The sequence below is a fragment of the Paenibacillus sp. DRB1-1 genome (assembly GCF_052119485.1).
GTDB lineage: Bacteria > Bacillota > Bacilli > Paenibacillales > Paenibacillaceae > Paenibacillus > Paenibacillus polymyxa_B.
Map to the genome: position 1 here is coordinate 3,493,918 of NZ_JBODQH010000001.1, position 25,001 is coordinate 3,518,918.

Consider the following 25,001-nt stretch of genomic DNA (forward strand, 5'->3'; position numbering starts at 1 on the left):
TTTCCGGTCGTAAAATAGCAGTTATTTGCAGGAGAAGTCATCATAGGAATATAGGAGGATTTATATATGAAAAAACACTGGTCTAGATTTGCACTGATTCCCTTGCTCGCGGTGTCCCTTACCGCACTCGCAGGTTGTGGAGGAAGCGATAAAACAGCGAAGGAAGGCACATCCAGCGGCACAGACCCAATTACGTTTAGCTTCTTCGGAGCAGATACAAGCCCGCAATGGAATGGAATGAAGGATGAAATAGGCAAGGAAATCACCAAGAAAACAGGTGTAACCTTGAATGCGGAATTTGATGTCAGCGGTGGAGGCGGAGATGACCGAATCGCTTTGATGGCAGCAAGTGGAGAATACCCGGACTTGGTTTCTCCTAAAGCGAATATTAACAAGCTTGTGGATGCGGGGGCCATGATTGATCTGACAGATCTGATCAACGATCATGCACCCAATCTCAAAAAGCTATATGGACCCTATATGGATCGGTTGAAATACAGTAATAAAGATCAAGCCATCTATGTCCTTCCTACGTATGCAGGGGTGGGACAGGAGAATTTTGACGCCACGGGGGGATTTGAAATCCAGCATAAGGTGCTCAAGGAATTAGGCTATCCAAAGGTAAGAACGCTACAGGATTATGAAAACGTACTCAAAACCTATGTAGCCAAGCATCCAACAATTAATGGTAAAAAAACAATCCCACTCACGTTGGATGCAGACGACTGGAGAATTATGATTACCGTAACGAATCCTGCCTTCCAGACGACTGGAGCGCCGGATGATGGTGAATATTTTATTGATCCCAAAACATTTGAAGCCAAGCTTCATTACAAACGTTCGGAGGAAAAGGAATACTTCCGTTGGTTGAACCACATGTACAATGAAGGACTGCTCGATAAAGATTCGTTTGTGCAAAAAAGTGATCAATACAAATCCAAAATTGCTAGCGGTCGTGTCCTCGGTCTGATCGACCAGGAGTGGGGGTATCAGGATGCCGAAAATGCGTTAAAGGCCTCAGGCAAGGCCGATTCCAGCTATGCGCATTTTCCAGTTACACTTTCGGAGGAATACAAGGATAGTTCCTTTCAGGATACGGGCTTCGCATCCGGTTATGGTGTAGGTATTACGGAAAATTGCAAGGACCCGGTGCGGGCCATTAAATTCCTTGATTATTTAGCTTCTGATGAAGGACAGGTGCTAGTGAACTGGGGGATCGAGGGCAAGCATTATGAGATCAAAGATGGCAAACGTGTCATTCCGGCTGATGTGCTGGAGCAAAAAACGAACAATGCAACCAACTTCAGCAAATCCACGGGTATAGATTTGTACACGCTCATCAGCGGACACTATGGTGACGGCGTGAAGGACCCTACGGGTAACTACTACACAGCCAAATTCCCAGAACAAATTATCGCGGCTTATTCGGGGCCGGAGAAAGAATCCCTTAAAGCATATGGCGTAAAAACGTGGAAAGAACTGTTCCCAGACAAAAAAGAATTTGATGTAAAGCCTTGGGGCGCAGCCTATAACCTGACAACGGACAATGAATCGAACTATAACGTTACATTCAAAAAAACGACAGACATTATCCGCAAACGTATACCGGAAGCTATTTTAGCACCAGCTTCCAATTTTGATACGGTATACGACAACATGATTAAAGAACTGGATGCCGCCGGAGCTGTCCAAATGGAACAGCAATACACGCAACTGGTGAAGGACAGAGTGGAGTTATGGAGTGGCAAGGCTTCTAAATAGCTGACTGCTTTTAACGAATTTTTGAATGCCGGAATGACAGAGCGCTTGTCCTTGTGGTCCATATGGGATTAGCGCTCTGTTGATCTTGATAGGGAGGGTTTGATATGACGAAAGGCGAAAGATCACAGTCCCTGCGTTTATGGTATCGCCAGCCTGCTGAGGTATGGGAGGAGGCATTGCCGGTCGGCAATGGACGGCTGGGAGCTATGGTATTTGGCGGAATCAGAGAGGAGCATTTGCAATTAAACGAGGATACGCTCTGGTCCGGATTTCCCAGAGACGGTGTTCAGTATGATGCATTGCGATATTTGCAGCCTGTCAGAAAGCTGATTGCAGATGGAAAATACAAGGAAGCGGAACAACTGATTAATGCGAATATGCTAGGTCGCGATACGGAAGCCTATCAGCCTTTGGGAGATTTGTGGATTACGCAGGAGGGCCTAGGGGAAATTGCGCATTATGAACGGGAACTGGATTTGCTGACCGGAACGGCAGCGGTCACTTTTCAGAGTGATGGAGTCTGCTATACCCGTGAAGTTATCGCCAGTGCGCCAGATGGAGTCATTATGGTGTCACTGACTGCGAATAAGCTTGGGAAGATCCATGCATCCGTGCGCATCACTTCCCTCCATCCTTGTGAAGACGAGGTTGGAGAGGATATACATTTTGGTGATTCATCCAAATGGGATAGCGATAAGGAGGACGATCCTTCCGAGGAGCCGTCCGGAGACTTTATTACGTTGACTGGACGAGCGCCCAGTCATGTGGAATCTAGTTATCACGGCGATCATCCACAGTCTGTCGTTTATGAAAATAATTTGGGGATGGCTTTTGCAGTTCAGGCGAGGGTTATTCCCGAGGGAGGAACCTTGACGGAGGGTGTTGATGGAGAACTGATCATCTCGGGAGCGGATAAAATCACGGTGTATTTGGCAGCAACTACCGGATTTAAGGGATTTCACGCTATGCCGAATAGTGATGCAACGGAATCAGCAGAAGCATGTCAAGTCATTTTAGACGGAGCAATTTCGCAGGGAAGTGAGCAGCTGCGGCAACGCCATGAACAGGATCATCGTAAGCTGTTTGACCGCGTTGCATTAGAACTGGGAGGTGATACTCTAACCGACGACTGCGTTCTACCGACCGATCTGCGATTAGAACGTTATCAGAAAGGTCAGGCCGACCCGGGGCTGGAGGTGCTGTTATTTCAGTATGGCCGCTATTTGCTCATGGGCAGCTCGCGTCCGGGGAGTCAGCCTGCCAATCTTCAGGGCATCTGGAATGACCAGGTGCAGCCGCCGTGGAACAGTAATTATACAACCAATATTAATACTCAGATGAACTATTGGCCCGCAGAGGTATGCAATCTTGCCGAGTGCCATGAACCATTGCTGCACATGATTGGAGAAGTTGCCCGTACAGGCCGGAGGGTAGCCTCCATCAATTATGGTACTCAAGGATGGGCAGCTCATCACAATGTAGATGTGTGGAGATACGCGGGACCTTCAGGGGGCCATGCCAGTTGGGCGTTTTGGCCGCTTGGGGGTGTATGGCTAACTGCTCACCTATGGGAGCGCTATCTGTTTACCCTGGATACAGCCTATCTGGCAGAACAAGCTTATCCCCTCATGAAGGGGGCGGCAGCCTTTTGCATGGACTGGCTCGTGGAAGGCCCGGAGGGTCAGCTTGTGACGTCCCCATCCACATCACCTGAAAATAAATTCAAAACGCCAGACGGCGAGGATTGCAGTATATCTATGGGCTCCACCATGGATATGACGCTGATTCGGGAGCTGTTGAGTAACTGTATTCAAGCTGCAGACCAGCTGGAATTAGACGATGAGTTCCGCACCCGCTGCGAGGAGACACGGGACAGGTTGATGCCCTATCAAATTGGCCGTCACGGTCAGTTACAGGAATGGTTTGTCGATTTTGAGGAAGCGGAGCCTGGACATCGACATGTTTCGCATCTATATGGGTTATATCCCGGTCGACAAATTCACATCCGTGATACCCCGGAACTGGCTGAGGCGGCCCGCATATCACTGCGTCGACGGCTTGATCACGGTGGTGGGCATACCGGATGGAGCTGTGCCTGGTTAATTAACCTGTACGCTCGGCTGGAAGATGGCGACGCCGCACATCGGTATGTTCGCACGTTGCTGTCGCGATCGACCTATCCTAATTTATTTGATGCTCACCCGCCTTTTCAGATCGACGGTAATTTTGGTGCGACGGCGGGGATCGCAGAAATGCTGCTACAAAGCCGTCCGGGAGAGCTGACGTTACTGCCTGCCCTGCCTACGGCATGGCCGGAGGGACGGGTTAGTGGATTGAAGGGACATGGCGGGATGACGGTCGGCATGGAATGGTCCGGTTCCCGGCTTGTCCGCGCTGAACTGGTCACATCCATCTCAGCAGGAAGCTGCACGATTCGGAGCGCACATCCGTTTAGTGCAGATGCTCGTCAGGCTCTGCCTGATCCTGAGCACGGAGGATTCATTTTGTCATGGATTTTTACCAAAGAGCAGGAAATAACGAACGGACATACGATTATAATTGAAGGAGAGGAAGAGACAATATGACCATTTTTCAATTTCCGCAGGACTTTATGTGGGGGACCGCGACGGCAGCCTATCAAATCGAGGGAGCATATGAGGAGGATGGGAGAGGTTTATCGATCTGGGATACCTTTGCCCATACGCCTGGCAAAGTATTCAACGGTGATAATGGCAATGTAGCTTGTGACAGCTATCATCGCTACGAGGAAGATATCCGCCTAATGAAGGAGCTGGGCATTCGTACATACCGTTTTTCAGTGTCCTGGCCGCGTATATTTCCAAATGGTGACGGTGAAGTCAATCAGGAAGGATTGGACTATTATCATCGCGTAGTCGATTTGTTGAACGAAAATGGGATTGAACCGTTTTGTACACTGTACCATTGGGATCTGCCTCAAGCGCTTCAGGATGCTGGAGGCTGGGAGAATCGTCGCACGATTCAAGCATTTGTCCAGTTTGCAGAAACGATGTTCCGCGAGTTTCACGGTAAAATACACCATTGGCTAACATTCAATGAACCGTGGTGCATCGCCTTTTTATCCAATATGCTGGGTGTTCATGCCCCGGGTCTGACAAATCTTCAGACAGCCATTGATGTAGGACATCATCTACTAGTTGCGCATGGTCTTTCTGTGCGCCGTTTCCGCGAGCTGGGCACCAGTGGTCAGATCGGTATCGCTCCCAATGTCTCCTGGGCTGTTCCTTACAGCACATCTGAGGAAGATAAAGCCGCTTGTGCGCGCACCATTTCCCTGCACAGTGACTGGTTTCTTCAACCTATTTATCAAGGCTCGTATCCTCAGTTTTTGGTAGACTGGTTTGCGGAGCAGGGAGCCACCGTGCCTATTCAGGATGGGGATATGGATATTATCGGCGAGCCTATTGATATGATCGGTATCAATTACTATGCTATGTCAGTTAATCGTTTTAATCCTGAAGCCGGTTTTCTTCAATCTGAAGAAATCAATATGGGGTTACCTGTAACGGATATCGGCTGGCCAGTGGAGTCGCGTGGGCTGTACGAGGTACTGCATTATTTGCAAAAATACGGTAACCTCGATATTTATATCACAGAGAATGGGGCTTGCATCAACGATGATGTCGTGAATGGCAAGGTTCAGGATGACCGTCGCATTTCGTATATGCAGCAGCATTTGGTGCAGGTACACCGGGCTATTCATGATGGCCTTCATGTCAAAGGATATATGGCATGGTCACTTATGGACAATTTTGAGTGGGCAGAGGGATATAATATGAGATTTGGCATGATTCATGTCGATTTCCGCACACAGGTCCGCACCCCAAAGGATAGTTACTATTGGTATCGAAATGTAGTAAGTAATAACTGGTTGGAGACCAGACGTTAAACGATAAACGAAGAGATGTTTTGTAAATAAGGCAGATTTAGGCCTGTCTCTGCTCCCTTTTGTTTGAACACTGGGTCTTTCGGGGTAATAATAGTCAAGATATGCAGAGGGTTGTTTCAGGTATGTAGAGACCAAAGGGAATAAAGAAGCAAGATATGTGCATACTGACAAAAATACCGGACGAGGGCGCTAAAAATTATTTTAGACCGAAGGGAGTGGAGGGTATGGCTGCAAATTTTAGGAAATCAGGATCAACTGACAGGCAAATGAGCCGGACGGTATCTGTTATCGCTTGGATCGCCTGTATTGCAGGTATTATCCTTATTTTGCTTGATATAGGGAATTTAACAGATCGAAATATATATTTAATGACAGGTATTGGCTGCGTTGTTGCCGGGATTTTTATTTTTCTGGTTGGGAAATCATTTGTCATTGCCCGCAAGAAGGAAGACCAGGAAAACGGCCGCAGTTAATAAATTTAAAAATGATTTAAAGCAAATATATACCGAAAACAACAATGTGGGGCTTCGAGCAGTGTAGGATGATAACTGTAAGGAGTCCCGCATTTTTCTTTAATATAACTTCTTTAAGATATACAAATAACGTTTTTATTATGTCATCTTTGTATTAATAAGAAATTTTGAATTTGCAAGAGAAATTTTATTTTTAGAGATGTTTTTCACAAAAAACGGACAAATAATCGACAATTCTGTTAACAATAAAAAAAGTGGCCACTTTTCTGCTATCTTATATAGGGGCAACATTACAGGAGTTCGTAAAGTGTTGAGTAATTTATTATTAAGGAGAGGGGAACAACATGAACAAAAAACCAAAAGCGATTATTGCGTTGGTTTTGACCGTGCTCACGGTAGCATTGCTCATTTGGACGTGTTTTTATGCTGGCGGAAAATACGTTGTTTTCGATCCGAAAGGACCCATTGGGCAAGCACAAAAAGAGCTGATCATTCTTACAACGGCATTGTCTGCGCTAATAATTGTACCGGTCATGATTTTGACTTTCTTCATCATTTGGCGGTATCGTGATACACCGACAAACAAGGTGAAGTATCAACCCCACTGGGATGACAGCAAAAAGCTGGAGACTACATGGTGGGCTATTCCAATTATCGTTATCTGTATTATTGCGGTCATTACTGCAAGATATACCTACTTGCTGGAGCCTTCCAAGCCGTTGGCAAGTACGCAAAAGCCAGTAACCATTCAAGTGACTTCACTGGACTGGAAATGGCTCTTTATGTACCCAGAGGAAGGTATAGCTACAGTTAACCAAGTTCACATTCCTAAAGGTGTTCCAGTCCGTTTTGAACTGACTGCTGACGCACCGATGAACTCGTTCTGGATTCCGCAATTGGGCGGACAAATCTACACCATGTCAGGCATGGCTATGAAACTGCATTTGCAGGCCGATCACGAAGGAACTTACTTTGGTTCGGGTGCAAACTTTAGCGGTGAGCATTTTGGACAAATGCGTTTTGATGTAGAGGTCCAGTCGGATGAAGAGTATAAAAACTGGGTCGCTGATATCAAGAAGCAGTCTAAGCCGCTGACGAAAGACGGCTATTTGGCGCTTGCAAAACCAGGTTTGTCCCAGCCTGATGAGTATTCTTCGATTCCAGATGGCTTGTTCAAAGACATTGTTAACAAGTATGTAGTGGAGGGTGCTTCTAACCCACATGCTGGGCATGGTGAAGCTACATCCACAGAAGGTTCTTCTCAGTCCGGCACAGAAGATCATGCGGCAATGGACATGAGTCATATGAATATGAGCGGACACAATTAAATGATTATAGGGAAGGAGGCCCCCAATGCTTGACAAAATAAAAGAGTTTGCATCCACTTTCTTCGTTACTGGAGACCCGATGATCTATGGAGCGGACGTCTCCATCGCATTAGCGACGATCGGGATCGTGTTTGTGCTCACTTATTTCAAAAAATGGGGCTGGCTTTGGAAAAACTGGTTGACTACTGTTGACCATAAAAAAGTCGGTATTATGTATATTCTTGCGGCCATCTTGATGTTATTCCGCGGAGGCGTGGATGCATTATTGATGCGTGTTCAACTGGCTACACCGGATGTTACACTTCTGCATCCTGAGCATTACAACCAGATTTTCACAACTCACGGCACGATCATGATCCTGTTTATGGCGATGCCGTTGATGTTTGGTTTGTTTAACATTGCCGTACCACTTCAAATTGGTGCGCGCGACGTTGCGTTCCCTTTCCTGAACGCATTGAGCTTCTGGCTTTTCTTTATGGGAGCGATGTTGTTCAACCTGTCCTTCGTTATCGGTGGTTCGCCAGATGCAGGTTGGTTGAGTTATCCACCGCTTTCAGAACTGCAATTTAGTCCCGGCGTTGGTCAGAACTTCTATATCTGGGGTATTCAGATTTCGGGTATAGGTTCATTGGCTACGGGGATCAACTTTATTGTTACTATCATTAAAATGCGTGCACCTGGTATGACTTGGATGAAAATGCCTGTCTTTACGTGGTCCGTATTTTCGTCATGTGTTATTATCATTTTCGCGTTTCCAATTCTGACGGTTACTTTAGCCTTGCTATTCCTTGACCGCTTTGGAGGAGGACACTTCTTTACGCTTGATTTTGGCGGTAACCCGATGATGTATATCAACTTGATCTGGATGTGGGGTCACCCTGAGGTATACATTGTAGTTTTGCCTGCCTTCGGTATTTATTCAGAGGTCATCAGTGTATTCTCCAAAAAGAAATTGTTTGGATACAAGTCGATGGTTTACGCCATGTTCATTATTGCGATCTTGTCCTTCTTCACCTGGGCGCATCACTTCTTCACGATGGGATCAGGCGCAGATGTTAATGCATTCTTTGCGATTTCGACGATGGTTATCGCAATACCAACAGGGGTTAAAGTATTTAACTGGTTGTTCACGATGTATCGGGGTAAGATTACGTTCAAGACCCCTATGATGTGGTCAATTGCTTTTATTCCGAACTTCTTGATTGCTGGTTTGACGGGCGTCATGTTGTCTGTAGCGCCTGCTGACTTCCAGTTCCATAACAGTTACTTCCTGATCGCTCACTTTCACTCCGCTCTGATTGGTGGTGTAGTGTTCGGTTACTTGGCAGGTCTGTACTATTGGTGGCCTAAAATGTTCGGTTTCACATTACCTGAAACGCCTGGTAAATGGGCTTTCTGGTTCTGGAACATCGGTTTCTATGTATGTTTTATTCCGCAATATTCTCTCGGTCTGATGGGGATGACGCGTCGTCTGAGCACTTATGGCTGGGATACCGGCTGGCAGCCGCTTAACCTCGTTTCGACCGTTGGGGCATTCCTGATGGGGATTGGTTTCTTGTTCCAGGTTCTTCAAATTCTTCTGGGCATCAAGAATTACCGCAAGCTGAAGGATACAACAGGCGATCCTTGGGGTGGCCATACGTTGGAATGGTCGATTCCTTCACCTGCACCGGAATACAATTTTGCTACCATTCCACAAGTAGAAGAACGTGATGACTGGTGGGCAGAAAAAGATAAACGTGCAAAAGGTATTTTCAGAAAGCAACCGCCAATTGAAGCGATTCATATGCCGAAGAACTCGGCAATTCCATTCATTATGTCGGTATTCTTTTTCATTGCAGGTTTCGGATTCGTATTCGGATGGTCGTTCTTCTATATTCCAGGGCTGATCGGTGTGGCAATTTGTATGATTTGCCGTTCGTTCTTCTCCTATGATGGCGACTACTATATCCCTGCGGATGAAGTAAAACGCACGGAAGCGGCAATAAGGGGGTCTGTATAATGGCACAAGCTACAGCACACCAAAGCCATGATCATGACCACGGGCATCACGATCCGCAAGAATTGAAGATGCTTGGTTTTTGGATCTTCCTTGTAACGGACGTAATCCTGTTCAGTACCTTGTTCGCAACCTTCGTCGTCCTTCGGAACAACACAGCCGGAGGACCGGGTGGCGCAGAGCTGTTTAACATGACGGGCGTTATTATTGAAACGTTCCTCTTGCTCACGAGCAGCTTCACAAGTGGTCTGGCTGTGTTGGCCATGAACAAAGGAAGCATGAAGGGATTAATCAACTGGTTAATCGTGACGGCGATCCTGGGTCTTGGTTTTATCGGTTTTGAGGTTTACGAGTTTGTTGAGTTGGTACACGAAGGAGCCAATTTTGGAACCAGCGCGTTCTTGTCGGCATTCTTCACTTTGGTCGGAACGCACGGACTTCACGTTTCGTTAGGTCTGGTTTGGATGATTGGACTCATGTTCCAGTTGAAAAAACGCGGGCTTACACCAGAGACGAAGGGGAAAGTTTCGGCATTGAGCTTGTACTGGCACTTTTTGGACGCTGTCTGGATCTTCTTGCTGACAGTCGTCTATTTGATGGGGGTGATGTAGATGGCACAGCATCAAACAGGAGCGGGTTCTCATGGTCATGATGATTCTCACGGTTCAGTGAAATCCTATGTTATCGGGTTTATTCTGTCCATCGTACTGACCATCATTCCTCTCGGTGTGGTTATGAATCATATGTTGAGCCGCACTTCGACCATGGTTGTTATTTTAGCCGCGGCAGTGCTGCAATTTCTGGTTCAGCTTTTCTTCTTCATGCACATTCGTGAGAGCAATGGACCACGCTGGAATGTCATGACTTTGATTTTCGGGGTAGTTATCCTGTTGACCGTTGTTGGTGGCTCTGTATGGATTATGGAATACAACATGGTAGCACACTAATAAGTCAGGATTTTTGCAAAATCACTCATGTACAAACGAATTAGGAAAGAGGAAGCGGACTTAGAGCCGCTTCTTCTTTTTTTGTGTAGCTTATTAAAATTAAAACTGTGGCTTCTTGAACTCAAGTTTACATATGTGTAAAATGGAATTGTATAACAGTAGAGTGAAAACGATAATACTAGTGGAGAGCGGAGGAAAAATTAATGAACACAGAATTACTGTTTAAACCTTTTAAGGCAGGTAATTTATCTCTTCCCAATCGGATTGTTATGGCGCCTATGACACGGAATTTTTCTCCTCAAGGTATTCCAGGGCCTGAAGTGGCCGCGTATTATCGTCGCCGTGCGGAAAATGCAGTTGGATTGATTATTACGGAGGGCACTGCTATTAATCATCCTGCAGCTGTGGAGCACACAAGTATTCCTAATTTTTATGGAGAGGGATTAGAGGGATGGGCCAAGGTAGTTGAGGAGGTTCATGCGGTAGGTGGCAAGATTATACCGCAGCTCTGGCATGTGGGTACGGCTCGTAAAATAGGTGCAGATAATCAACCGAATCCCGAGGCATTGCCTGTCGGTCCGTCCGGAATTTCTCCCGCCGGCGAAAAGGTGGTTGAGCCATTGACGGAGGCTGAGATTGCGGATATTATCTCCGCTTATGCTCAGGCCGCTGCCGATGCCCAGCGAGTGGGCTTCGACGGCATTGAGCTTCATGGAGCACATGGCTATTTAATTGATCAATTTTTCTGGGACAAAACCAATAAGCGTACCGATCAATACGGAGGCAATTTGGTCCAGCGTACTCGGTTTGCGGTGGAGGTCATTGAGGCTTGTCGTCGTGCAGTAGGGCCGAATTTCCCAATTGTATTGCGATTCTCCCAGTGGAAGATGTACCATTATGAAGAAAAGCTGGCACAGACACCACAGGAACTTGAACAGTTTCTCACTCCATTAGTGAAGGCAGGGGTGGATGTATTCCATTGCTCAAGCCGCCGTTTTTGGGAACCGGAATTTGAAGGGTCTGATCTAAATTTGGCAGCTTGGACCAAAAAGATAACAGGCAAGCCAGTGATTACTGTAGGCTCGATTGGTTTGGAGAAGGCCTTTTTGAGTGATTTGGAAAATAATAATCGTCAAACCGATCAATCCAGTAATGTAGAGGCAAGATTAGAACAACTCGTGGGGCAAGTAGAACGAGAGGAAGCTGATCTGGTTGCGGTTGGGCGTGCTTTGTTGGTTGATCCAGCGTTTGCGGTGAAGTTACGTGATCAACAAATAAATGAAATTATTCCTTACAGTGATGAAGTATTAAAAACGTTGAATTAAGCTTTATTAAGCTCTAAGTAGTGTAAAGCTAAAGCGTTAGGCAAGCATTGAGACTTGGAAGTTTTCTGTTGCAGGGCAAGCTGTAATATAAGCTATTCGTAAACTCTACGAATTTGCTATAATAGAAGCATCAAGTCGAAATACACGGGGTGAAAAGGATGAATTCTGAAACGGAAGCTTTGGATTGCGAGCCGGCTTGTCACGGTTCAGATCAGGAAATCGAGCGCATAAAATCTTCCCTTGTTGAGGATTCCATCGCATACAAAATGTCGGAGCTGTTTAAAGCACTGGGTGACCCGACACGAATCAAGTTGATTTATGCCCTGGCACAAAAAGAATTGTGTGTTCATGATCTGACCCAGGTGTTGAACATGGGGCAATCTGCGGTATCCCACCAGCTTCGTTATTTGCGCAACCTGCGTATTGTCAAACGACGCAAGGAAGGCAAGACGGTGTTTTATTCACTGGATGATAATCATGTGGAGCAGATCTTTTTGCAAACCCATCAGCACATATCACATCAATGATTTTTTGGAATAAAACAACAGTAGGGCGCCAAGTGATTGGCGCTCTTTTGACGTTTGTCCGTTAAAGGCGATTTTTTTGTTAAAAAGGGCTAGAGTCATTGACTTTTGACCCTGATCCTGAATATAATGACCTTAACAAATAATATATGAACAGTTGCTCATATATAGTTAATTGGAGGCCAATGATTATGGATGCTCTAAAAAGAACGGAACGGCATGAATGGATTTTGGAAGGTTTGGATTGCGCCAACTGTGCTCTCAAGATTGAAAATGGAGTCAGTAAAATAGAAGGGGTCCTGGATTGCTCGGTCAATTTTGTTACGAAAACGTTGACGATGACCACAAGTTCGGATCAAAAAGAAGAGGTTTTTCGCCAGACGGAACGGAAGGTTCACAGACTTGAGCCACATGTTCGGATGGTGGTAAAAAGTGCCCGTGGTCGTCTGCGTGAAGACAGCCGAAGCAATGCTGGTGCAGTACAGTCAGACAGCACAGAGGATTGTGCATGCAGTCATGAGCATGATGGTAAAGGTGAAGGGCATACACACGAGATCGGGCAACATGCGGCTCACAGCCACGCTGGTCATCATCATGGAGCACATAATAAGCAAGCCCACACGCACGATGGACACGACCACGGCGATCATGCACACGAGCATCACAACCACCATGCAGAGCACGAACATGGTGAAGCCACCCACGCTCATTCACATTCTCATGGAGATGATAGCCACGCTGGGCATACGCATGATCACGGTACGGACGGTATGCGCCGCATGATTGCGCGTTTGGCTTTTGGTGCGGTCATTGCGGCTGTTGCCTGGTGGTTACCAGTCGAAGGCGTAGGCAAGCTGGCCCTATTTTTATTGGCATATATCATCGTTGGCGGTGATGTTGTCTTGCAGGCTGCACGCAGTCTGGTGCGTGGAATGGCCTTTGACGAATACTTCCTGATGACGCTGGCTACTGTGGGTGCATTTGCGATTGGGGAATACCCGGAAGGCGTAGCTGTCATGTTCTTTTATCAAATCGGAGAGCTGTTTCAAGGCATTGCAGTTAACCGTTCACGTAAATCCATCAGTGATCTGATGGATATTAGACCAGACTATGCCAACCTGAAGACGGCTGAGTCCGTACGGAGAGTGTCCCCAGAAGACGTTCGCATTGGGGATTTGATTGTAATTAAGCCGGGCGAGAAGATCCCGCTGGACGGTAAGGTTATAGATGGTAAATCGCATGTGGATACCTCTGCGTTGACTGGTGAATCGGTGCCTCGTACTGTAGAGCCGGGAAGCAGTGTGTTGAGTGGATTTATCAATACGAACGGACTTCTAACGGTAGAGGTTAGCAAAGAATTTAGTGAATCTGCGGTCTCTAAAATTTTGGAATTAGTGCAAAATGCGAGTGCCAAAAAAGCGCCGACTGAAAAGTTTATCACGAAATTTTCCAGATACTATACTCCAGTAGTGGTTATTGTAGCGCTGTTGTTGGCGGTTGTTCCACCGCTTGCTGTGCCAGGTGCACAATTTGCAGATTGGATATATCGTGCGCTTGTTTTCCTCGTTATTTCTTGTCCTTGTGCACTAGTGGTATCCATTCCACTGGGCTTCTTTGGGGGAATCGGTGCAGCCTCCCGTTCAGGTATTCTGATCAAGGGCGGGAACTATCTTGAAGCTCTGAATCATGTGAAATACGCTGTTTTTGATAAAACAGGTACACTCACCAAGGGTGTTTTCCGTGTAACAGGGATTTATCCTGCCGGAGATTATACAAACGAAACCCTGCTCGAAACCGCCGCTTTGGCGGAGCTGCATTCCACACACCCTATTGCTACGTCTTTGCGTGAATCCTATGGTAAAGAGCTCAGAGCAGACCGGGTTCTGCAATATAGTGAAATATCCGGTCACGGGATTCAGGCACAAATAGATGGTCGTCTGGTATCGGCCGGGAACGCCAAGCTGATGGAGCGGGAGCATGTGGCTTTTAACACGGCGCAGCAAGCAGGGACGCTGGATGAAGGAACGGTCGTACATGTGGCTGTAGACGGAACGTATGCTGGGTGCATTCTGATTTCAGATGAGGTTAAGGAAGACGCAGCCCAAACGGTTGCTTCACTGAAAAAGTTGGGTGTGGTGAAAACCATCATGCTGACGGGTGACAATCGGACAGTTGCCGAGGCTGTAGGACGACAGCTGGGTATGGATGAAGTACGGGCAGAGCTGTTACCTCAGCACAAAGCTGAAGCCATCGAGCAGTTGTCCGCAAGTAAAAAAACGAGCGACAAAATTTTGTTCGTAGGCGATGGGATTAATGATACACCCGTACTGGCGCTGGCAGATGTCGGTGTAGCGATGGGCGGTTTGGGATCGGATGCTGCGATTGAGGCGGCAGATATCGTAATCATGAACGACGAGCCTTCAAGGCTGGTTACGGCGATCCATATCGCCAAGCGCACACGTCGTATCGTATGGCAAAACATTATATTTGCGCTAGGTGTCAAAACTGTGTTTCTTACGCTGGGAGCATTCGGTATTGCTACTATGTGGGAGGCTGTATTTTCCGATGTAGGTGTAACATTGCTAGCCGTATTGAATGTGATGCGTGTATTGAAGGTTCGTTCTTACGAGTAAATAATAAACACCCTCGGGTAACATCGGATGTAGGCATCCTGTGAAGACCGGGGGTGTTTATTTTATAGGTTCCTTTTTCGAGTGGTCTTGTGCCAGCAGTACAGAGATTTATTTTGGGATGTAGGGTGGTTGTGCCGAAATGTATAAATGTGTGGCGTGCCTAATACGTTAAGGTAGGGGCTTTACAGGTAAGGCCCATGTAAGATTCGGTTGCTCCATAATGAGTAAGCGTTTTCTTTGTTTGGAGGGGTACTCGAATTCGTGTGTGCCAACTTGCTGACGGAAGAAAGGATGGATTAATGGCATGGAGGCTAAACTGATGCATGTATTCGCAGAGCTGTTGGTTGGCAAAAATAGCCGGGATCTCAAAGTTCCAGAGTCGGGTACGGAGGCTGCTGCACAGAGATTGGCTATGGAGACGCTAAGGGCAGGCATCCATGAAGTATCTGCTACGCAGGAGGAAGATCCGTTGGGCTGGCTGGTTGGTTTAGCTGAGCAGGGCGTAATCAGTCGAGCGGAGGCTTTGATGGCTGCGAATCCGGCATTACTTTGGGAAACGATGCTGAATAACGGCAACGATATTGGGGAAGCAATGGGCACACTCCTAAAATGGAGCGATGAATACAGGCGCACCTCCATACGGATTTATGCCGATGCTCCTGCAAGTTTGAGTCGCATAAGTACAGAGACAGCATCAGAAATAAGCAGTTTTGACGGTTATAGTCTTCTGCATGGTCCCTTGTCACAGGCATCTGGCCGCGTGGGAGAATTATGCTATGCCTATCTGGAGGTAGCAGAGTCTGGACAGACGATTCATGCCCCTGACGGGGAGCCCGATCCCATCCTTATTCCCGGTTCACGTGCATCTGACACGTACAAAACCTTTAACCAGGCATCTGGCCTGCCTGGATTGTGTGAGCATTTGTCTCGCCGAATTATTAGTTTGCTGGAAACAGAATATGAAGGCTTATTCGAGTCTTTGAACGGATCACCACTCACTATAGCCCTAATTGAGCAGAATAATGCAGTGGGTATTGGAAGCCTGCAAGATATGCAGCTGGAGGCATTACTGCGTGCGGCGTTGCGGAGCGTGCGGCAGGGGGGAGAACCCAATCTGGAGATTATAGTGCGCAATCCGGCTGACGTGGACGAATTCCGGGCAACCCGAGACTGGATTGACGGCGTTGCGGAGCAGACCTTATGCGGACGTCTTCGGTGTATTCCATATCGGGTAGGCGTGCTTTTGACAGTTGATCCATCTTTGGTGCCTAACGTAAGCCAAACAGGGAACAGGCCAGCCGCACGGTCGGGGGAGTCAGCCAACCCCAATAACATGTCCGAAGTGGGTGCGCGACAGATCAAGCAGGTGGCTCAAGCTGCAGATCTGGCACGTTTTTCCGATACGATCATTTTAGAAGTCATACCAACTCCATCCGATGACATTAGGGCTGAGAATCAGTTGATTCCATCCGGTGTCGATGGTCATGTGAATACTAGTGATACGATAAAATGCATTATGGAGGCTGTTCGGCGTGTAAAGCCCGAGCTTCCTTTATGGGTAGCAATAGATGAAATTAACCAGTCTCTAGATGGGATTTCGATTTGGGAGAATGAGCTGACGGGGGTCATTTGCTCGGACACAGCAGTTCCCGCTGCACGCCTTGCGGCTGCGCGTTTGGAACTGCAACAGCCCGCAGATCGTCAGCACACTTCAGGAACTGCACACAACCATGCGTGGAAGTTTCCTTTAGCCTGAAGATAACCCGAATTCTTGTAATAGAGGATTTTGCAAAAATCCAATAAGCGACTTTCAATGAACAATATATAGATCTAAATGGTCTAGTTCGTCTATATCTTGCACTTTGGAGCGACGGGAATTGAATTTTGCAAATCCTGAATAGGATGCTTTAAATATGGAGGATACCTGCGGTGTTTGCGCGGGTATCTTTTTTTATTTAGGCCATTACTGGTTTACAAGTGGAAAAGAAAAGGTATATAATAAAACAAAAGTTTTGCTAAACCAAAATAATTGTATAGATGCAAAAATGATTATCATTCTCATTGCCAAACATGCTGCTTCGGGCTTCCCGAAGCAGCATGTGCTATTTTAAGGCACTTAACAATGGATATCATTCTCAATGAGATGCTAGTACAAGGAACAAAATATGGAAAGGAACGTGACATGATGCAAGCTGCTCAACGATTACAAGATACATTGTCTTCCTCTAACCGAACCCTTTCAAAAAACAGTGGCAGCGGACGACCCGGTCCGAATCGCAAGCCGCAATTTCAGCTTAAAAGCATGCTGAAAAACAAGGAGATGCAAGCTGCTCTAGGTAGTGGATTGCTAATGCTAATGGCATGGGGGATTTCACATTGGTGGCAATGGCTATCGGTCATTCTGTATGTGGTGTCTTATGCCCTTGGGGGCTGGTCCAAAGCCAGAGAAGGGGTCGAAACACTGATCCGAGAACATGATCTGGATGTTAATCTGCTCATGATCTCTGCCTCCCTAGGAGCTGCGGCCATTGGCTATTGGAATGAAGGAGCCATGCTGATCTTTATTTTTGCACTCAGCGGTGCGCTGGAGAGCTATACCACCGAGCGTAGTAGTAAGGATATTTCTGAGCTTATGGCGTTGAAGCCGGAAACGGCTTTGCGCTTGTCTCGCGAGGGGACGGAAACGGTCGGCATTGAGCAGCTGTTGCCAGGCGACCTGCTGCTGGTGAAGCCGGGCGAACTGATTCCGGCCGACGGCCGAATCTCCAAGGGCGTTTCGGCAGTGAATCAGGCATCTATTACCGGGGAATCTGTTCCGGTAAATAAGGTGGAAGGTGACGAAGTATATGCTGGCACCATTAATGGGGAAGGTGTGCTATATGTAGAGGTTAGTCAGTCCTCGGAGGACACTTTATTTTCAAAAATCATTCGTATGGTGGAAGAGGCCCAGACCGAAGTTCCCGATTCCCAGCGGTTTATTAAAACGTTCGAATCGGTGTACGCCCGAATTGTTGTTGCTGTCACGCTGATCGTCATTGCTGGTGCACCTATAGCATTAGGCTGGACGTGGGCAGCAGCGTTCTACAAGGCTATGGTGTTCCTCGTCGTGGCCTCACCCTGTGCGCTCGTGTCATCCATTATGCCAGTGATGCTATCGGCCATTTCTAACCGTGCCCGACGGGGCATCCTGTTCAAAGGTGGTGCACATGTGGAGAATATGGCATCGACTTCTGTTGTTGCTTTTGACAAAACAGGCACGTTAACGATGGGATCACCTGTCGTCACGGATTGGATTACCGCCGCAGAATACGATGCCGATGAGCTACTGCACATTGTCGCTACAATTGAAAGTTATTCTTTGCATCCGCTGGCGCGAGCAATTGTAGCCAAAGCCGAAGCTGAATTGGGACAGAGAGAGCTTCTCACAGCCGAGCAAGTGCAGGCACTCACCGGATGGGGGATGGAAGGCATCATAGGCGGGGTGAAGTGGAAAATCGGTCGTACAAATGTACTGGATGGATCTGGTCCTCTGGCAGAGCCACAGTGGATGGAGAGTCGGGCCCGACTGGAAGCTGAGGGCAAGACCGTGTCCATTATCCTCGCGGATGATCGGATTGCCGGGATGCTGGCACTACGCGACGAGCTGCGTCCGCAGGCCCAAGAGTCCGTGAAACGCCTGCAAGCTCAGGGGATCCGGGTCGTCATGCTGACCGGAGACCGCCCAGAAACGGCTGCTGTGATCGCGGAGCAGGCTGGAGTCGACGCCGTATATGCTGGCTTAATGCCGGAGGACAAAGTCAGCCATATTCGCATGCTGCGGGAGCAGTACGGGCATGTCGTCATGGTCGGCGACGGTGTGAATGACGCTCCAGCGTTGACTGCGGCAACCGTAGGACTAGGCATGGGGATGCATGGCAGCGGAGCAGCGCTAGAGGTCGCTGACGTGGTATTGATGAACGATGGAATCGAGGAGATCGCTCCGACGATAGCACTGGCGCGCAAGGCGCAGCGGGTGGTCAAACAAAATATGATCTTCGCGGTAAGTGTCATTTTGCTGCTTGTGATCAGCAACTTTGTGCAAGATATAGCCCTGCCATTTGGGGTGATTGGGCATGAAGGCAGCACATTACTTGTCATTTTGAATGGCCTGCGCTTATTGCGGTCATAGGACTAATAATCACAAGATGACAAACAGGAAGGAGCATTCATACCTCTTAAAATCCAAGGGGGTGAATGCTCCTTCTTTTACAGTACCAGCCTATCTGTCTGAAAGGCAAGTTCATCTCATACCTCTAGTTCGCCAACGCTGTACGTCTATCTTCGGCGCGGCGTAGACCGTCGCAAGAACAAGGAAAACAATAGCCCCGCTAGTGCAATCCCTGTAGCAATGATGAAGGCATCATTAATGCCATGGATCGTCGATTCCGTAACAGCACTTCGGTACACCTGTTGTAGCGCCAACGCTGAACCACTTTCTGTTGAAACGCCCGCCGTTTGCGCGAGGGTTTGTCCCAACTGTGCTACTCCTTCGGTTAAAGGGACATTGGCGGTGGTAGCGACATTCGCATAATCTGCTACATGAATCGTGGACCGGCTACTCATCACAGTTATGAGCCAAGCGGTACCGATAGACCCAGCAATTTGCCGCACTGTATTGGACATGGCTGTACCATGGCTGCCGAGATGGGGAGGCAGCTGGTTTAACCCTTCCGTCTGGACGGACATCATCAACAATGACATTCCGAAGCTGCGAATCGTATAGATGATCATAATATGTCCGTAGGTGGTGGCATCGGTCAGCAGACTGAATTCCCATGTCGTGACTGCCGTAATGATCAATCCAATGATCGCCAACGGCCTTGCGCCTATACGGTCAAATACTGCCCCTGATATCGGTGACATCACACCCATCAGCAGTGCACCCGGCAACAGCAACAGACCGGATTGCAGCGGTGTAAAACCGCGTATATTTTGCAAATAGATCGGCAGCAGCAGCATCCCGCCGAACATTGTCATGTTGACGGTAGCCCCGACTAAGGTCGATACGGTGAAAATATCATATTTAAATACACGGAACTCCAGCATCGGCTGTATCATGTTCAGCTCACGCACGATAAACATTACAATAAACACAACCCCGGCAGCGAGTGTAAGTATTACCGTATTGCTACTCCAGCCTTTGTCTCCAGCCGAACTAAAGCCATAGAGCAGAAAGCCAAACCCAAGGGTGGAGAAGATGGTTCCCAACAGGTCAAAGTTAGGTTTTGTTAGCTTGGATACATTTTTTAGCCAGCGTATGGCAAACAGAATATCAATGACCGCCAGCGGAATAACAAGTAAAAATAGCAGCCGCCAGCTGTAATGCTCCACAATATAGCCGGATAAAGTCGGTCCAATCGCCGGGGCAAACATCATGGCGATTCCCATGGTACCCATGGCAGCGCCCCGTTTTTCCGGAGGAAACACAGTCAGGAACACGTTCATGACCACAGGCATGATGATGCCCGCTCCGCTGGCCTGGATAACGCGTCCAACCAGCATAGGCGCAAAGCCGGTACTGGCAGCACAGACGACAGACCCGGCAGTAAATAACCCCATCGCGGATATGAACAGCGCACGTGTTCCGAATGACTCAATCAGAAAAGCGGTGATTGGAATCAAAATCCCGTTGGTTAGCATATATCCGGTGGATAGCCATTGAACAGTCGTTGCAGATACATTGAAATCATTCATCAAGTGTGGAATGGCCACGTTAAGCAGCGTTTGATTCAAAATCGAAATGAAGGCGCCTAGCAGCAGCACGGACAGAATACGTCCGACGGACATTTTTTGATCCATGACAGCCTCCTACTTGTGAACTCTGATGGTCGCACTCATTCCCGGGATAATACCCAGCCCCTTGTAACCTTGAATGGAAATATTGACAGGCACGACCTGTGTTACCTTGGTATAGTTGGCAGTGGTATTGGAAGTGGGCAGTAGTGAAAAAGTCGATGCGGTCGCCAGACCTATCTTTTCGAGTTTACCGCTCAGGGACGTATCCGGGTAAGCATCAATATATACATCCACGGTCTGTCCTACTTGAAGATCTTGTACAGCCGTTTCGTCTATATTGGCGGTAATCCATAAATTGTTTAGATCAAAAGCCTTCGCTAAAGGCGTGCCTGCCCCAACAATCGAGTTATTGACCGCAGATTGCTGCACGATGGTACCATCAGTTGGAATCGTAACGCTAATTCGGCTTCCGCCTCCTTCTACATTCCCAAGCGTGCTTCCAGCGGTGTAGGTTTTACCAACTTCAGCATTCCAGCCTGTGAGTTTACCCGCGCTTGGAGAGGCAACGGTAACCGCTTGTCCGCTCACTTGGGCATTATCGGTTTTTATGTAGTTTGCGGATTGATTGTAGTAATAGGCGGCGGCTCCACCTCCTGCCAGAATAATGATAATAACTAGCAGGTTGACTAATATGGCGCGTGAATTCATGTGTAACATGCCTCCCTAGTTCTTGGATTTTCAAAGTATGCGTCAAATGATTCATAATATTCAGATGGATTTTGGGCAAGGTTAAGAGCGCATGCGAAAAGGATGATTTTGCTGACAAAGGATGATGCGCATAATGACTACCAGAATCATGATTGTATATGACAGTGAAAATGGGCATACCGAACGTCTCGCTCGTTCCATCGCAGAAGGCGCGCGCCTTGAGCACACGGAAGTGTTGCTAAAGCATGTGAACGAGGCCGATGTGAATGAGCTAGTGAATGTGGACGCGATTATATGGGGTTGCCCGGGCCATTTTGGTACCATTAGCAGCGGTCTGAAAAGCTGGATTGATAAGCTGGGGTATCTGTGGGCACAGGGCAAGCTGGTGGATAAAATCGGCGCTGTGTTTTGCACAACCGCTACCGTTCATGGTGGATTGGAATCCACGCTTCTGAATTTGATTACTCCGATGCTTCATCAAGGCATGATTATTGTAGGACTGCCCGCTAATATTACGGAAAATGCGTTATACGGCTCCTATTACGGCGTAGGGATAACATGTCCGGTGGAGACAGACCCCAATGGACCGCCTAATTTTCCAACGGGTGATGATCTTGCACTAGGTCGCTCTTTGGGCAAACGGGTCGCTGAGATAGCGGGACGGTACCGTAGCGCTGAAAGAGAATAGGAGGCCGCCGATGACCATTGCTTTTATCGTAGTAGCTGCGGTTGCCTTTATTTTTTTGCTGGTATTTAATACGAAGATGACGCGCAAGTCCTCTCCCAAGACTCACCCCACCGAAGAGGATACACGGCAAAGAAGCAAACGCCCTTATCCTGTACAGGTGGAACCCGAGGTGCGTGAATTGACAGATCATACGCGAGAGATGCAGCATAAAAATCTCGACGTCGAAGAACACCATGCCGAGGAGCATCGCAATATGCCTGATATCCAGACGGATAAGAAGGTGGAAAAGGATCGCGAGAACATCAAAGATGCTTACGAAGATCAGGATTATCGTGCGGCTTTACGTGGTTTTGCTGGAAAAGACGAAGAAAAGGATGGACGTTCCCAAATATCCAATGGAGAGAAGGAGACTCACAAAAGTGAGGACGAGCAGTACCGTGAAGCACTGCGCTCCATGAACCAAAAAAAATGAGGTATCTTTATTTGAACATGCCAAAAAGGCTACTTATCTGTCTGGATTACAGGCAGAAGGCAGCCTTTTTGTGTTGCTCGGCTATAGCCATTCGGTTAGCCCAATCATCGTAATTAAGCCGAGAATAAAAGAGAATGTGGCGATCCGCTGATTGCCATCCCCGTGACTCTCGGGAATCAGTTCCTTGTAGACGATAAACATCATGGCTCCGGCGGCAAAAGCAAGCCCATAAGGTACCAGTCCGTTCACCCAGCTGCTCAAATAAAAGCCGATCAGACTCGTTATGATTTCCACGGCTCCAGTGAGGGTGGCAATGCCCAATGCCTTGAAACGGCCGATGTTTTGATTCACAAGAAATAGTGCTACGATAAAGCCTTCCGGGGCATTTTGCAGGCCGATAGAGAAGGCGATCAGATTGCCGAGATTGTGAGTCTCACTCGCATAGCTGACTCCAACGGAAAGCCCTTCTGGCAAATTGTGCAATGTAATAGCTGCGATAATGAGAAAAGATTTGGACTCCAGATGAAAGGTCTTGGAGTCTGGGTCCTCCAAATCCGCATGGGGAATGTACATTTCCATCACCAGTAATACGAGACAGCCGAGCAGGATTCCCGCAGTCAGCACGAACCAATTGGAATGCTGGATCGCTTCGGGAATCAGGTTATATACGGATGCAGAGGTCATAATTCCTGCGGCATAAGCCAACAGAACATCGCGAAGCCGATGCGTGATATTACGCATAAATAGTATGGGCACGGCGCCGAGTCCAGTGGACAGGGCAGAAATAAAGCTACCTACAAAAACGTCATTCATAATCGGGATAATCCCTCCATACCTGATTTATCTTTATGCTTCGCTTCATGAAAACTTCATTTGACTGTTTACAGCTATTTCCGCATAATGAAATTAGGATTTAGAATCAGTCTAAGTCATAAGAGGCTACAAAACAAGTGATTCGTTTTTGTAATATCCGGGTGTCCACATTTTGGGATAAGCTTCTGGCGGAATTACTTTTAGAGTATATGCATCTGCCCAGCGCCCGGTTCCGAAAACTCGTTATATAATACTTATGATATTTTAGGAGGAACCAAGATATGTACAAGTCCATTATAATAGGTACTGGCCCTGCCGGTTTGACTGCTGCAATTTATCTGGCACGCGCTAACATGAGCCCACTGGTGATCGAAGGACCACAGCCAGGCGGACAATTAACCACGACTACGGAAGTCGAAAATTTCCCAGGTTTTCCTGAAGGAATCATGGGGCCCGATTTGATGGATAATATGCGTAAGCAAGCGGAGCGTTTTGGCGCTGAATTCCGCACAGGTTGGGTAAACAAGGTAGACACAACTGCTCGTCCATTTACATTGGATGTAGAAGGTTTGGGTGAACTGGTTACCGATACACTGATTATTTCCACAGGGGCGACTGCCAAATATCTGGGTATTCCCGGTGAACAGGATAATATCGGACGTGGCGTAAGCACTTGCGCAACATGCGACGGCTTCTTTTTCCGTGGCAAAGAAATTGTTGTCATCGGCGGTGGAGACTCTGCATTGGAAGAAGCCAATTTCCTGACTCGTTTTGCTTCCAAAGTAACGTTGGTGCATCGTCGTGAAGAAATGCGCGCCTCCAAGATTATGCAGGATCGTGCTCGTGCGAACAACAAAATTGAATGGGCGCTTAATCGTACTCCTGTAGAAGTGATCGCTGACGAGAACGGAGTCACTGGCTTGAAAGTGCTGAATAATGCAACAGGCGAAGAGGAGATCATTACAGTTAGCGGCGTATTCGTGGCGATTGGTCATCATCCGAATACAGGCTTCCTCGAGGGGCAAATTACAACGGATGCGAACGGTTATATCGTCGTAAATCCGGGTACTTCTGAAACAAACGTGCCAGGCGTATTCGCTTGTGGCGACGTACAGGATACACGCTACAGACAAGCAATTACCGCAGCAGGTAGTGGCTGCATGGCTGCTATGGACAGCGAGAAATACATCGAAAGCCTGGAGCACAGCGCACTGGCCCTGTAATATTCCGTTTAAGTATGAATAAATATGATTAACAAATTAAATGATGAGGTGATATTCATGGAAAAAGCAATTGTATACACATCGACAAACTGCCCGCATTGCCGTCAAGTAAAAAGCTACTTGAGTGAAAAAGGCGTGGAGTACGAAGAACGCAACATTGAAACCAATGAAGCTTTTGCTCAAGAGGTTTGGGATATGGGCATTCGTGCCGTTCCATTGACTTTGATCGGGGAAGAACGTATTTCCGGTATGAACAAAACCAAGTTTGAAAAAGTGTTGAACGCTTAATCCAACCTAACAGCAGATGACGGTCCTATGATCGCCATATGGTTTAATAAGACCCTCATTGCAGTTACATGCTGCGATGGGGGTCTTTTTACTTCTTTTTACAAAGTGAGAATTTT

21 protein-coding genes are annotated in these 25,001 nt (G+C 47.5%); 18 read left to right on the forward strand and 3 right to left on the reverse strand.

The window, feature by feature from the left end; genetic code table 11:
* The first annotated feature begins 66 nt into the window (after window positions 1-66).
* The 14 genes from ACQW03_RS15390 to ACQW03_RS15455 all read left to right on the forward strand — a co-directional run bounded on the left by ACQW03_RS15390 (window position 67) and on the right by ACQW03_RS15455 (window position 19,086).
* Window positions 67-1,761: an ABC transporter substrate-binding protein gene (locus ACQW03_RS15390; protein ID WP_076294298.1), complete on the forward strand. Its 1,695-nt coding sequence runs from the start codon at window positions 67-69 to the stop codon at window positions 1,759-1,761.
* 104 nt (window positions 1,762-1,865) lie between these two features.
* Window positions 1,866-4,346, forward strand: coding sequence for a glycoside hydrolase family 95 protein (locus ACQW03_RS15395; protein ID WP_441950462.1), 2,481 nt, complete (start codon window positions 1,866-1,868; stop codon window positions 4,344-4,346).
* Window positions 4,343-5,689: a GH1 family beta-glucosidase gene (locus ACQW03_RS15400; RefSeq protein WP_441950464.1), complete on the forward strand. Its 1,347-nt coding sequence runs from the start codon at window positions 4,343-4,345 to the stop codon at window positions 5,687-5,689. Before ACQW03_RS15395 ends, ACQW03_RS15400 begins: the two co-directional genes overlap by 4 nt.
* Window positions 5,690-5,913: 224 nt before the next feature.
* A complete protein-coding gene (locus ACQW03_RS15405; protein ID WP_441950466.1) occupies window positions 5,914-6,162 on the forward strand; it encodes a hypothetical protein in 249 nt (82 codons plus the stop codon).
* 344 nt (window positions 6,163-6,506) lie between these two features.
* On the forward strand, window positions 6,507-7,490 hold the full coding sequence (gene cyoA / locus ACQW03_RS15410; RefSeq protein WP_071643006.1) for a ubiquinol oxidase subunit II: 984 nt from the start codon (window positions 6,507-6,509) through the stop codon (window positions 7,488-7,490).
* A 25-nt stretch (window positions 7,491-7,515) separates the two neighbouring features.
* Window positions 7,516-9,492 carry a cbb3-type cytochrome c oxidase subunit I gene (locus tag ACQW03_RS15415; RefSeq protein ID WP_013311982.1) on the forward strand — a complete coding sequence of 659 codons (1,977 nt, stop codon included), beginning with the start codon at window positions 7,516-7,518 and terminating at the stop codon, window positions 9,490-9,492.
* A complete protein-coding gene (gene cyoC / locus ACQW03_RS15420) occupies window positions 9,492-10,100 on the forward strand; it encodes a cytochrome o ubiquinol oxidase subunit III (RefSeq protein WP_071643004.1) in 609 nt (202 codons plus the stop codon). Before ACQW03_RS15415 ends, cyoC begins: the two co-directional genes overlap by 1 nt.
* Window positions 10,101-10,436 (forward strand): cytochrome o ubiquinol oxidase subunit IV, encoded by a 336-nt coding sequence (cyoD, locus tag ACQW03_RS15425; protein WP_013311980.1) that lies wholly within the window; start codon window positions 10,101-10,103, stop codon window positions 10,434-10,436.
* 203 nt (window positions 10,437-10,639) lie between these two features.
* Complete coding sequence (locus ACQW03_RS15430; protein WP_071643002.1) at window positions 10,640-11,761, forward strand: NADH:flavin oxidoreductase; 1,122 nt, start codon at window positions 10,640-10,642, stop codon at window positions 11,759-11,761.
* Between the two features lie 158 nt (window positions 11,762-11,919).
* Window positions 11,920-12,288, forward strand: coding sequence for an ArsR/SmtB family transcription factor (locus ACQW03_RS15435; protein WP_007432172.1), 369 nt, complete (start codon window positions 11,920-11,922; stop codon window positions 12,286-12,288).
* Window positions 12,289-12,476: 188 nt separating this feature from the next.
* Window positions 12,477-14,918, forward strand: a complete 2,442-nt coding sequence (locus ACQW03_RS15440; protein WP_441950471.1) for a heavy metal translocating P-type ATPase — start codon at window positions 12,477-12,479, stop codon at window positions 14,916-14,918.
* 304 nt (window positions 14,919-15,222) lie between these two features.
* A complete protein-coding gene (locus ACQW03_RS15445; protein WP_441950473.1) occupies window positions 15,223-16,674 on the forward strand; it encodes a PEP-utilizing protein in 1,452 nt (483 codons plus the stop codon).
* Between the two features lie 157 nt (window positions 16,675-16,831).
* Window positions 16,832-17,029 carry a hypothetical protein gene (locus tag ACQW03_RS15450; protein ID WP_441950475.1) on the forward strand — a complete coding sequence of 66 codons (198 nt, stop codon included), beginning with the start codon at window positions 16,832-16,834 and terminating at the stop codon, window positions 17,027-17,029.
* Window positions 17,030-17,103: 74 nt separating this feature from the next.
* The gene (locus ACQW03_RS15455) at window positions 17,104-19,086 is read left to right on the forward strand and encodes a heavy metal translocating P-type ATPase (protein WP_441952408.1); all 1,983 of its coding nucleotides are present in this window, start codon (window positions 17,104-17,106) and stop codon (window positions 19,084-19,086) included.
* A gap of 146 nt (window positions 19,087-19,232) precedes the next feature.
* On the opposite strand, the gene ACQW03_RS15460 is transcribed toward ACQW03_RS15455, so the two are convergent.
* Together ACQW03_RS15460 and ACQW03_RS15465 are read right to left on the reverse strand one after the other, a co-directional pair.
* Complete coding sequence (locus ACQW03_RS15460) at window positions 19,233-20,756, reverse strand: DHA2 family efflux MFS transporter permease subunit (protein WP_220030207.1); 1,524 nt, start codon at window positions 20,754-20,756, stop codon at window positions 19,233-19,235.
* A 9-nt stretch (window positions 20,757-20,765) separates the two neighbouring features.
* Window positions 20,766-21,401, reverse strand: coding sequence for an HlyD family efflux transporter periplasmic adaptor subunit (locus tag ACQW03_RS15465; protein WP_028541823.1), 636 nt, complete (start codon window positions 21,399-21,401; stop codon window positions 20,766-20,768).
* 133 nt (window positions 21,402-21,534) lie between these two features.
* Here ACQW03_RS15465 and ACQW03_RS15470 point away from each other — a divergent pair, with 133 nt between their 5' ends.
* Together ACQW03_RS15470 and ACQW03_RS15475 are read left to right on the forward strand one after the other, a co-directional pair.
* Window positions 21,535-22,089, forward strand: a complete 555-nt coding sequence (locus ACQW03_RS15470) for an NAD(P)H-dependent oxidoreductase (protein WP_076294290.1) — start codon at window positions 21,535-21,537, stop codon at window positions 22,087-22,089.
* Between the two features lie 10 nt (window positions 22,090-22,099).
* Window positions 22,100-22,561 (forward strand): hypothetical protein, encoded by a 462-nt coding sequence (locus ACQW03_RS15475; RefSeq protein WP_441950478.1) that lies wholly within the window; start codon window positions 22,100-22,102, stop codon window positions 22,559-22,561.
* Between the two features lie 81 nt (window positions 22,562-22,642).
* Here ACQW03_RS15475 and ACQW03_RS15480 read toward each other — a convergent pair whose 3' ends face one another.
* Window positions 22,643-23,374, reverse strand: coding sequence for a ZIP family metal transporter (locus ACQW03_RS15480; protein ID WP_023990317.1), 732 nt, complete (start codon window positions 23,372-23,374; stop codon window positions 22,643-22,645).
* 281 nt (window positions 23,375-23,655) lie between these two features.
* On the opposite strand from ACQW03_RS15480, the gene trxB reads away from it, so the two are divergent.
* Together trxB and ACQW03_RS15490 are read left to right on the forward strand one after the other, a co-directional pair.
* Window positions 23,656-24,597: a thioredoxin-disulfide reductase gene (trxB, locus tag ACQW03_RS15485; protein ID WP_023990316.1), complete on the forward strand. Its 942-nt coding sequence runs from the start codon at window positions 23,656-23,658 to the stop codon at window positions 24,595-24,597.
* A gap of 57 nt (window positions 24,598-24,654) precedes the next feature.
* Window positions 24,655-24,885: a glutaredoxin family protein gene (locus ACQW03_RS15490; protein WP_007432162.1), complete on the forward strand. Its 231-nt coding sequence runs from the start codon at window positions 24,655-24,657 to the stop codon at window positions 24,883-24,885.
* The last annotated feature ends 116 nt before the right edge of the window (window positions 24,886-25,001 follow it).

Coding starts and splice junctions, on each gene's coding strand:
- cyoD (WP_013311980.1), top strand. CDS start 10,101: ATGGCACAGCATCAAACAGGAGCGGGTTCTCATGGTCATGATGATTCT.
- ACQW03_RS15405 (WP_441950466.1), top strand. CDS start 5,914: ATGGCTGCAAATTTTAGGAAATCAGGATCAACTGACAGGCAAATGAGC.
- ACQW03_RS15450 (WP_441950475.1), top strand. CDS start 16,832: ATGGAGGATACCTGCGGTGTTTGCGCGGGTATCTTTTTTTATTTAGGC.
- ACQW03_RS15475 (WP_441950478.1), top strand. CDS start 22,100: ATGACCATTGCTTTTATCGTAGTAGCTGCGGTTGCCTTTATTTTTTTG.
- cyoA (WP_071643006.1), top strand. CDS start 6,507: ATGAACAAAAAACCAAAAGCGATTATTGCGTTGGTTTTGACCGTGCTC.
- ACQW03_RS15400 (WP_441950464.1), top strand. CDS start 4,343: ATGACCATTTTTCAATTTCCGCAGGACTTTATGTGGGGGACCGCGACG.
- ACQW03_RS15455 (WP_441952408.1), top strand. CDS start 17,104: ATGCAAGCTGCTCAACGATTACAAGATACATTGTCTTCCTCTAACCGA.
- ACQW03_RS15445 (WP_441950473.1), top strand. CDS start 15,223: ATGGAGGCTAAACTGATGCATGTATTCGCAGAGCTGTTGGTTGGCAAA.
- ACQW03_RS15465 (WP_028541823.1), bottom strand. CDS start 21,401: ATGAATTCACGCGCCATATTAGTCAACCTGCTAGTTATTATCATTATT.
- ACQW03_RS15435 (WP_007432172.1), top strand. CDS start 11,920: ATGAATTCTGAAACGGAAGCTTTGGATTGCGAGCCGGCTTGTCACGGT.
- ACQW03_RS15415 (WP_013311982.1), top strand. CDS start 7,516: ATGCTTGACAAAATAAAAGAGTTTGCATCCACTTTCTTCGTTACTGGA.
- ACQW03_RS15480 (WP_023990317.1), bottom strand. CDS start 23,374: ATGAATGACGTTTTTGTAGGTAGCTTTATTTCTGCCCTGTCCACTGGA.
- ACQW03_RS15390 (WP_076294298.1), top strand. CDS start 67: ATGAAAAAACACTGGTCTAGATTTGCACTGATTCCCTTGCTCGCGGTG.
- ACQW03_RS15460 (WP_220030207.1), bottom strand. CDS start 20,756: ATGGATCAAAAAATGTCCGTCGGACGTATTCTGTCCGTGCTGCTGCTA.
- ACQW03_RS15395 (WP_441950462.1), top strand. CDS start 1,866: ATGACGAAAGGCGAAAGATCACAGTCCCTGCGTTTATGGTATCGCCAG.
- ACQW03_RS15440 (WP_441950471.1), top strand. CDS start 12,477: ATGGATGCTCTAAAAAGAACGGAACGGCATGAATGGATTTTGGAAGGT.
- trxB (WP_023990316.1), top strand. CDS start 23,656: ATGTACAAGTCCATTATAATAGGTACTGGCCCTGCCGGTTTGACTGCT.
- ACQW03_RS15470 (WP_076294290.1), top strand. CDS start 21,535: ATGACTACCAGAATCATGATTGTATATGACAGTGAAAATGGGCATACC.
- cyoC (WP_071643004.1), top strand. CDS start 9,492: ATGGCACAAGCTACAGCACACCAAAGCCATGATCATGACCACGGGCAT.
- ACQW03_RS15490 (WP_007432162.1), top strand. CDS start 24,655: ATGGAAAAAGCAATTGTATACACATCGACAAACTGCCCGCATTGCCGT.
- ACQW03_RS15430 (WP_071643002.1), top strand. CDS start 10,640: ATGAACACAGAATTACTGTTTAAACCTTTTAAGGCAGGTAATTTATCT.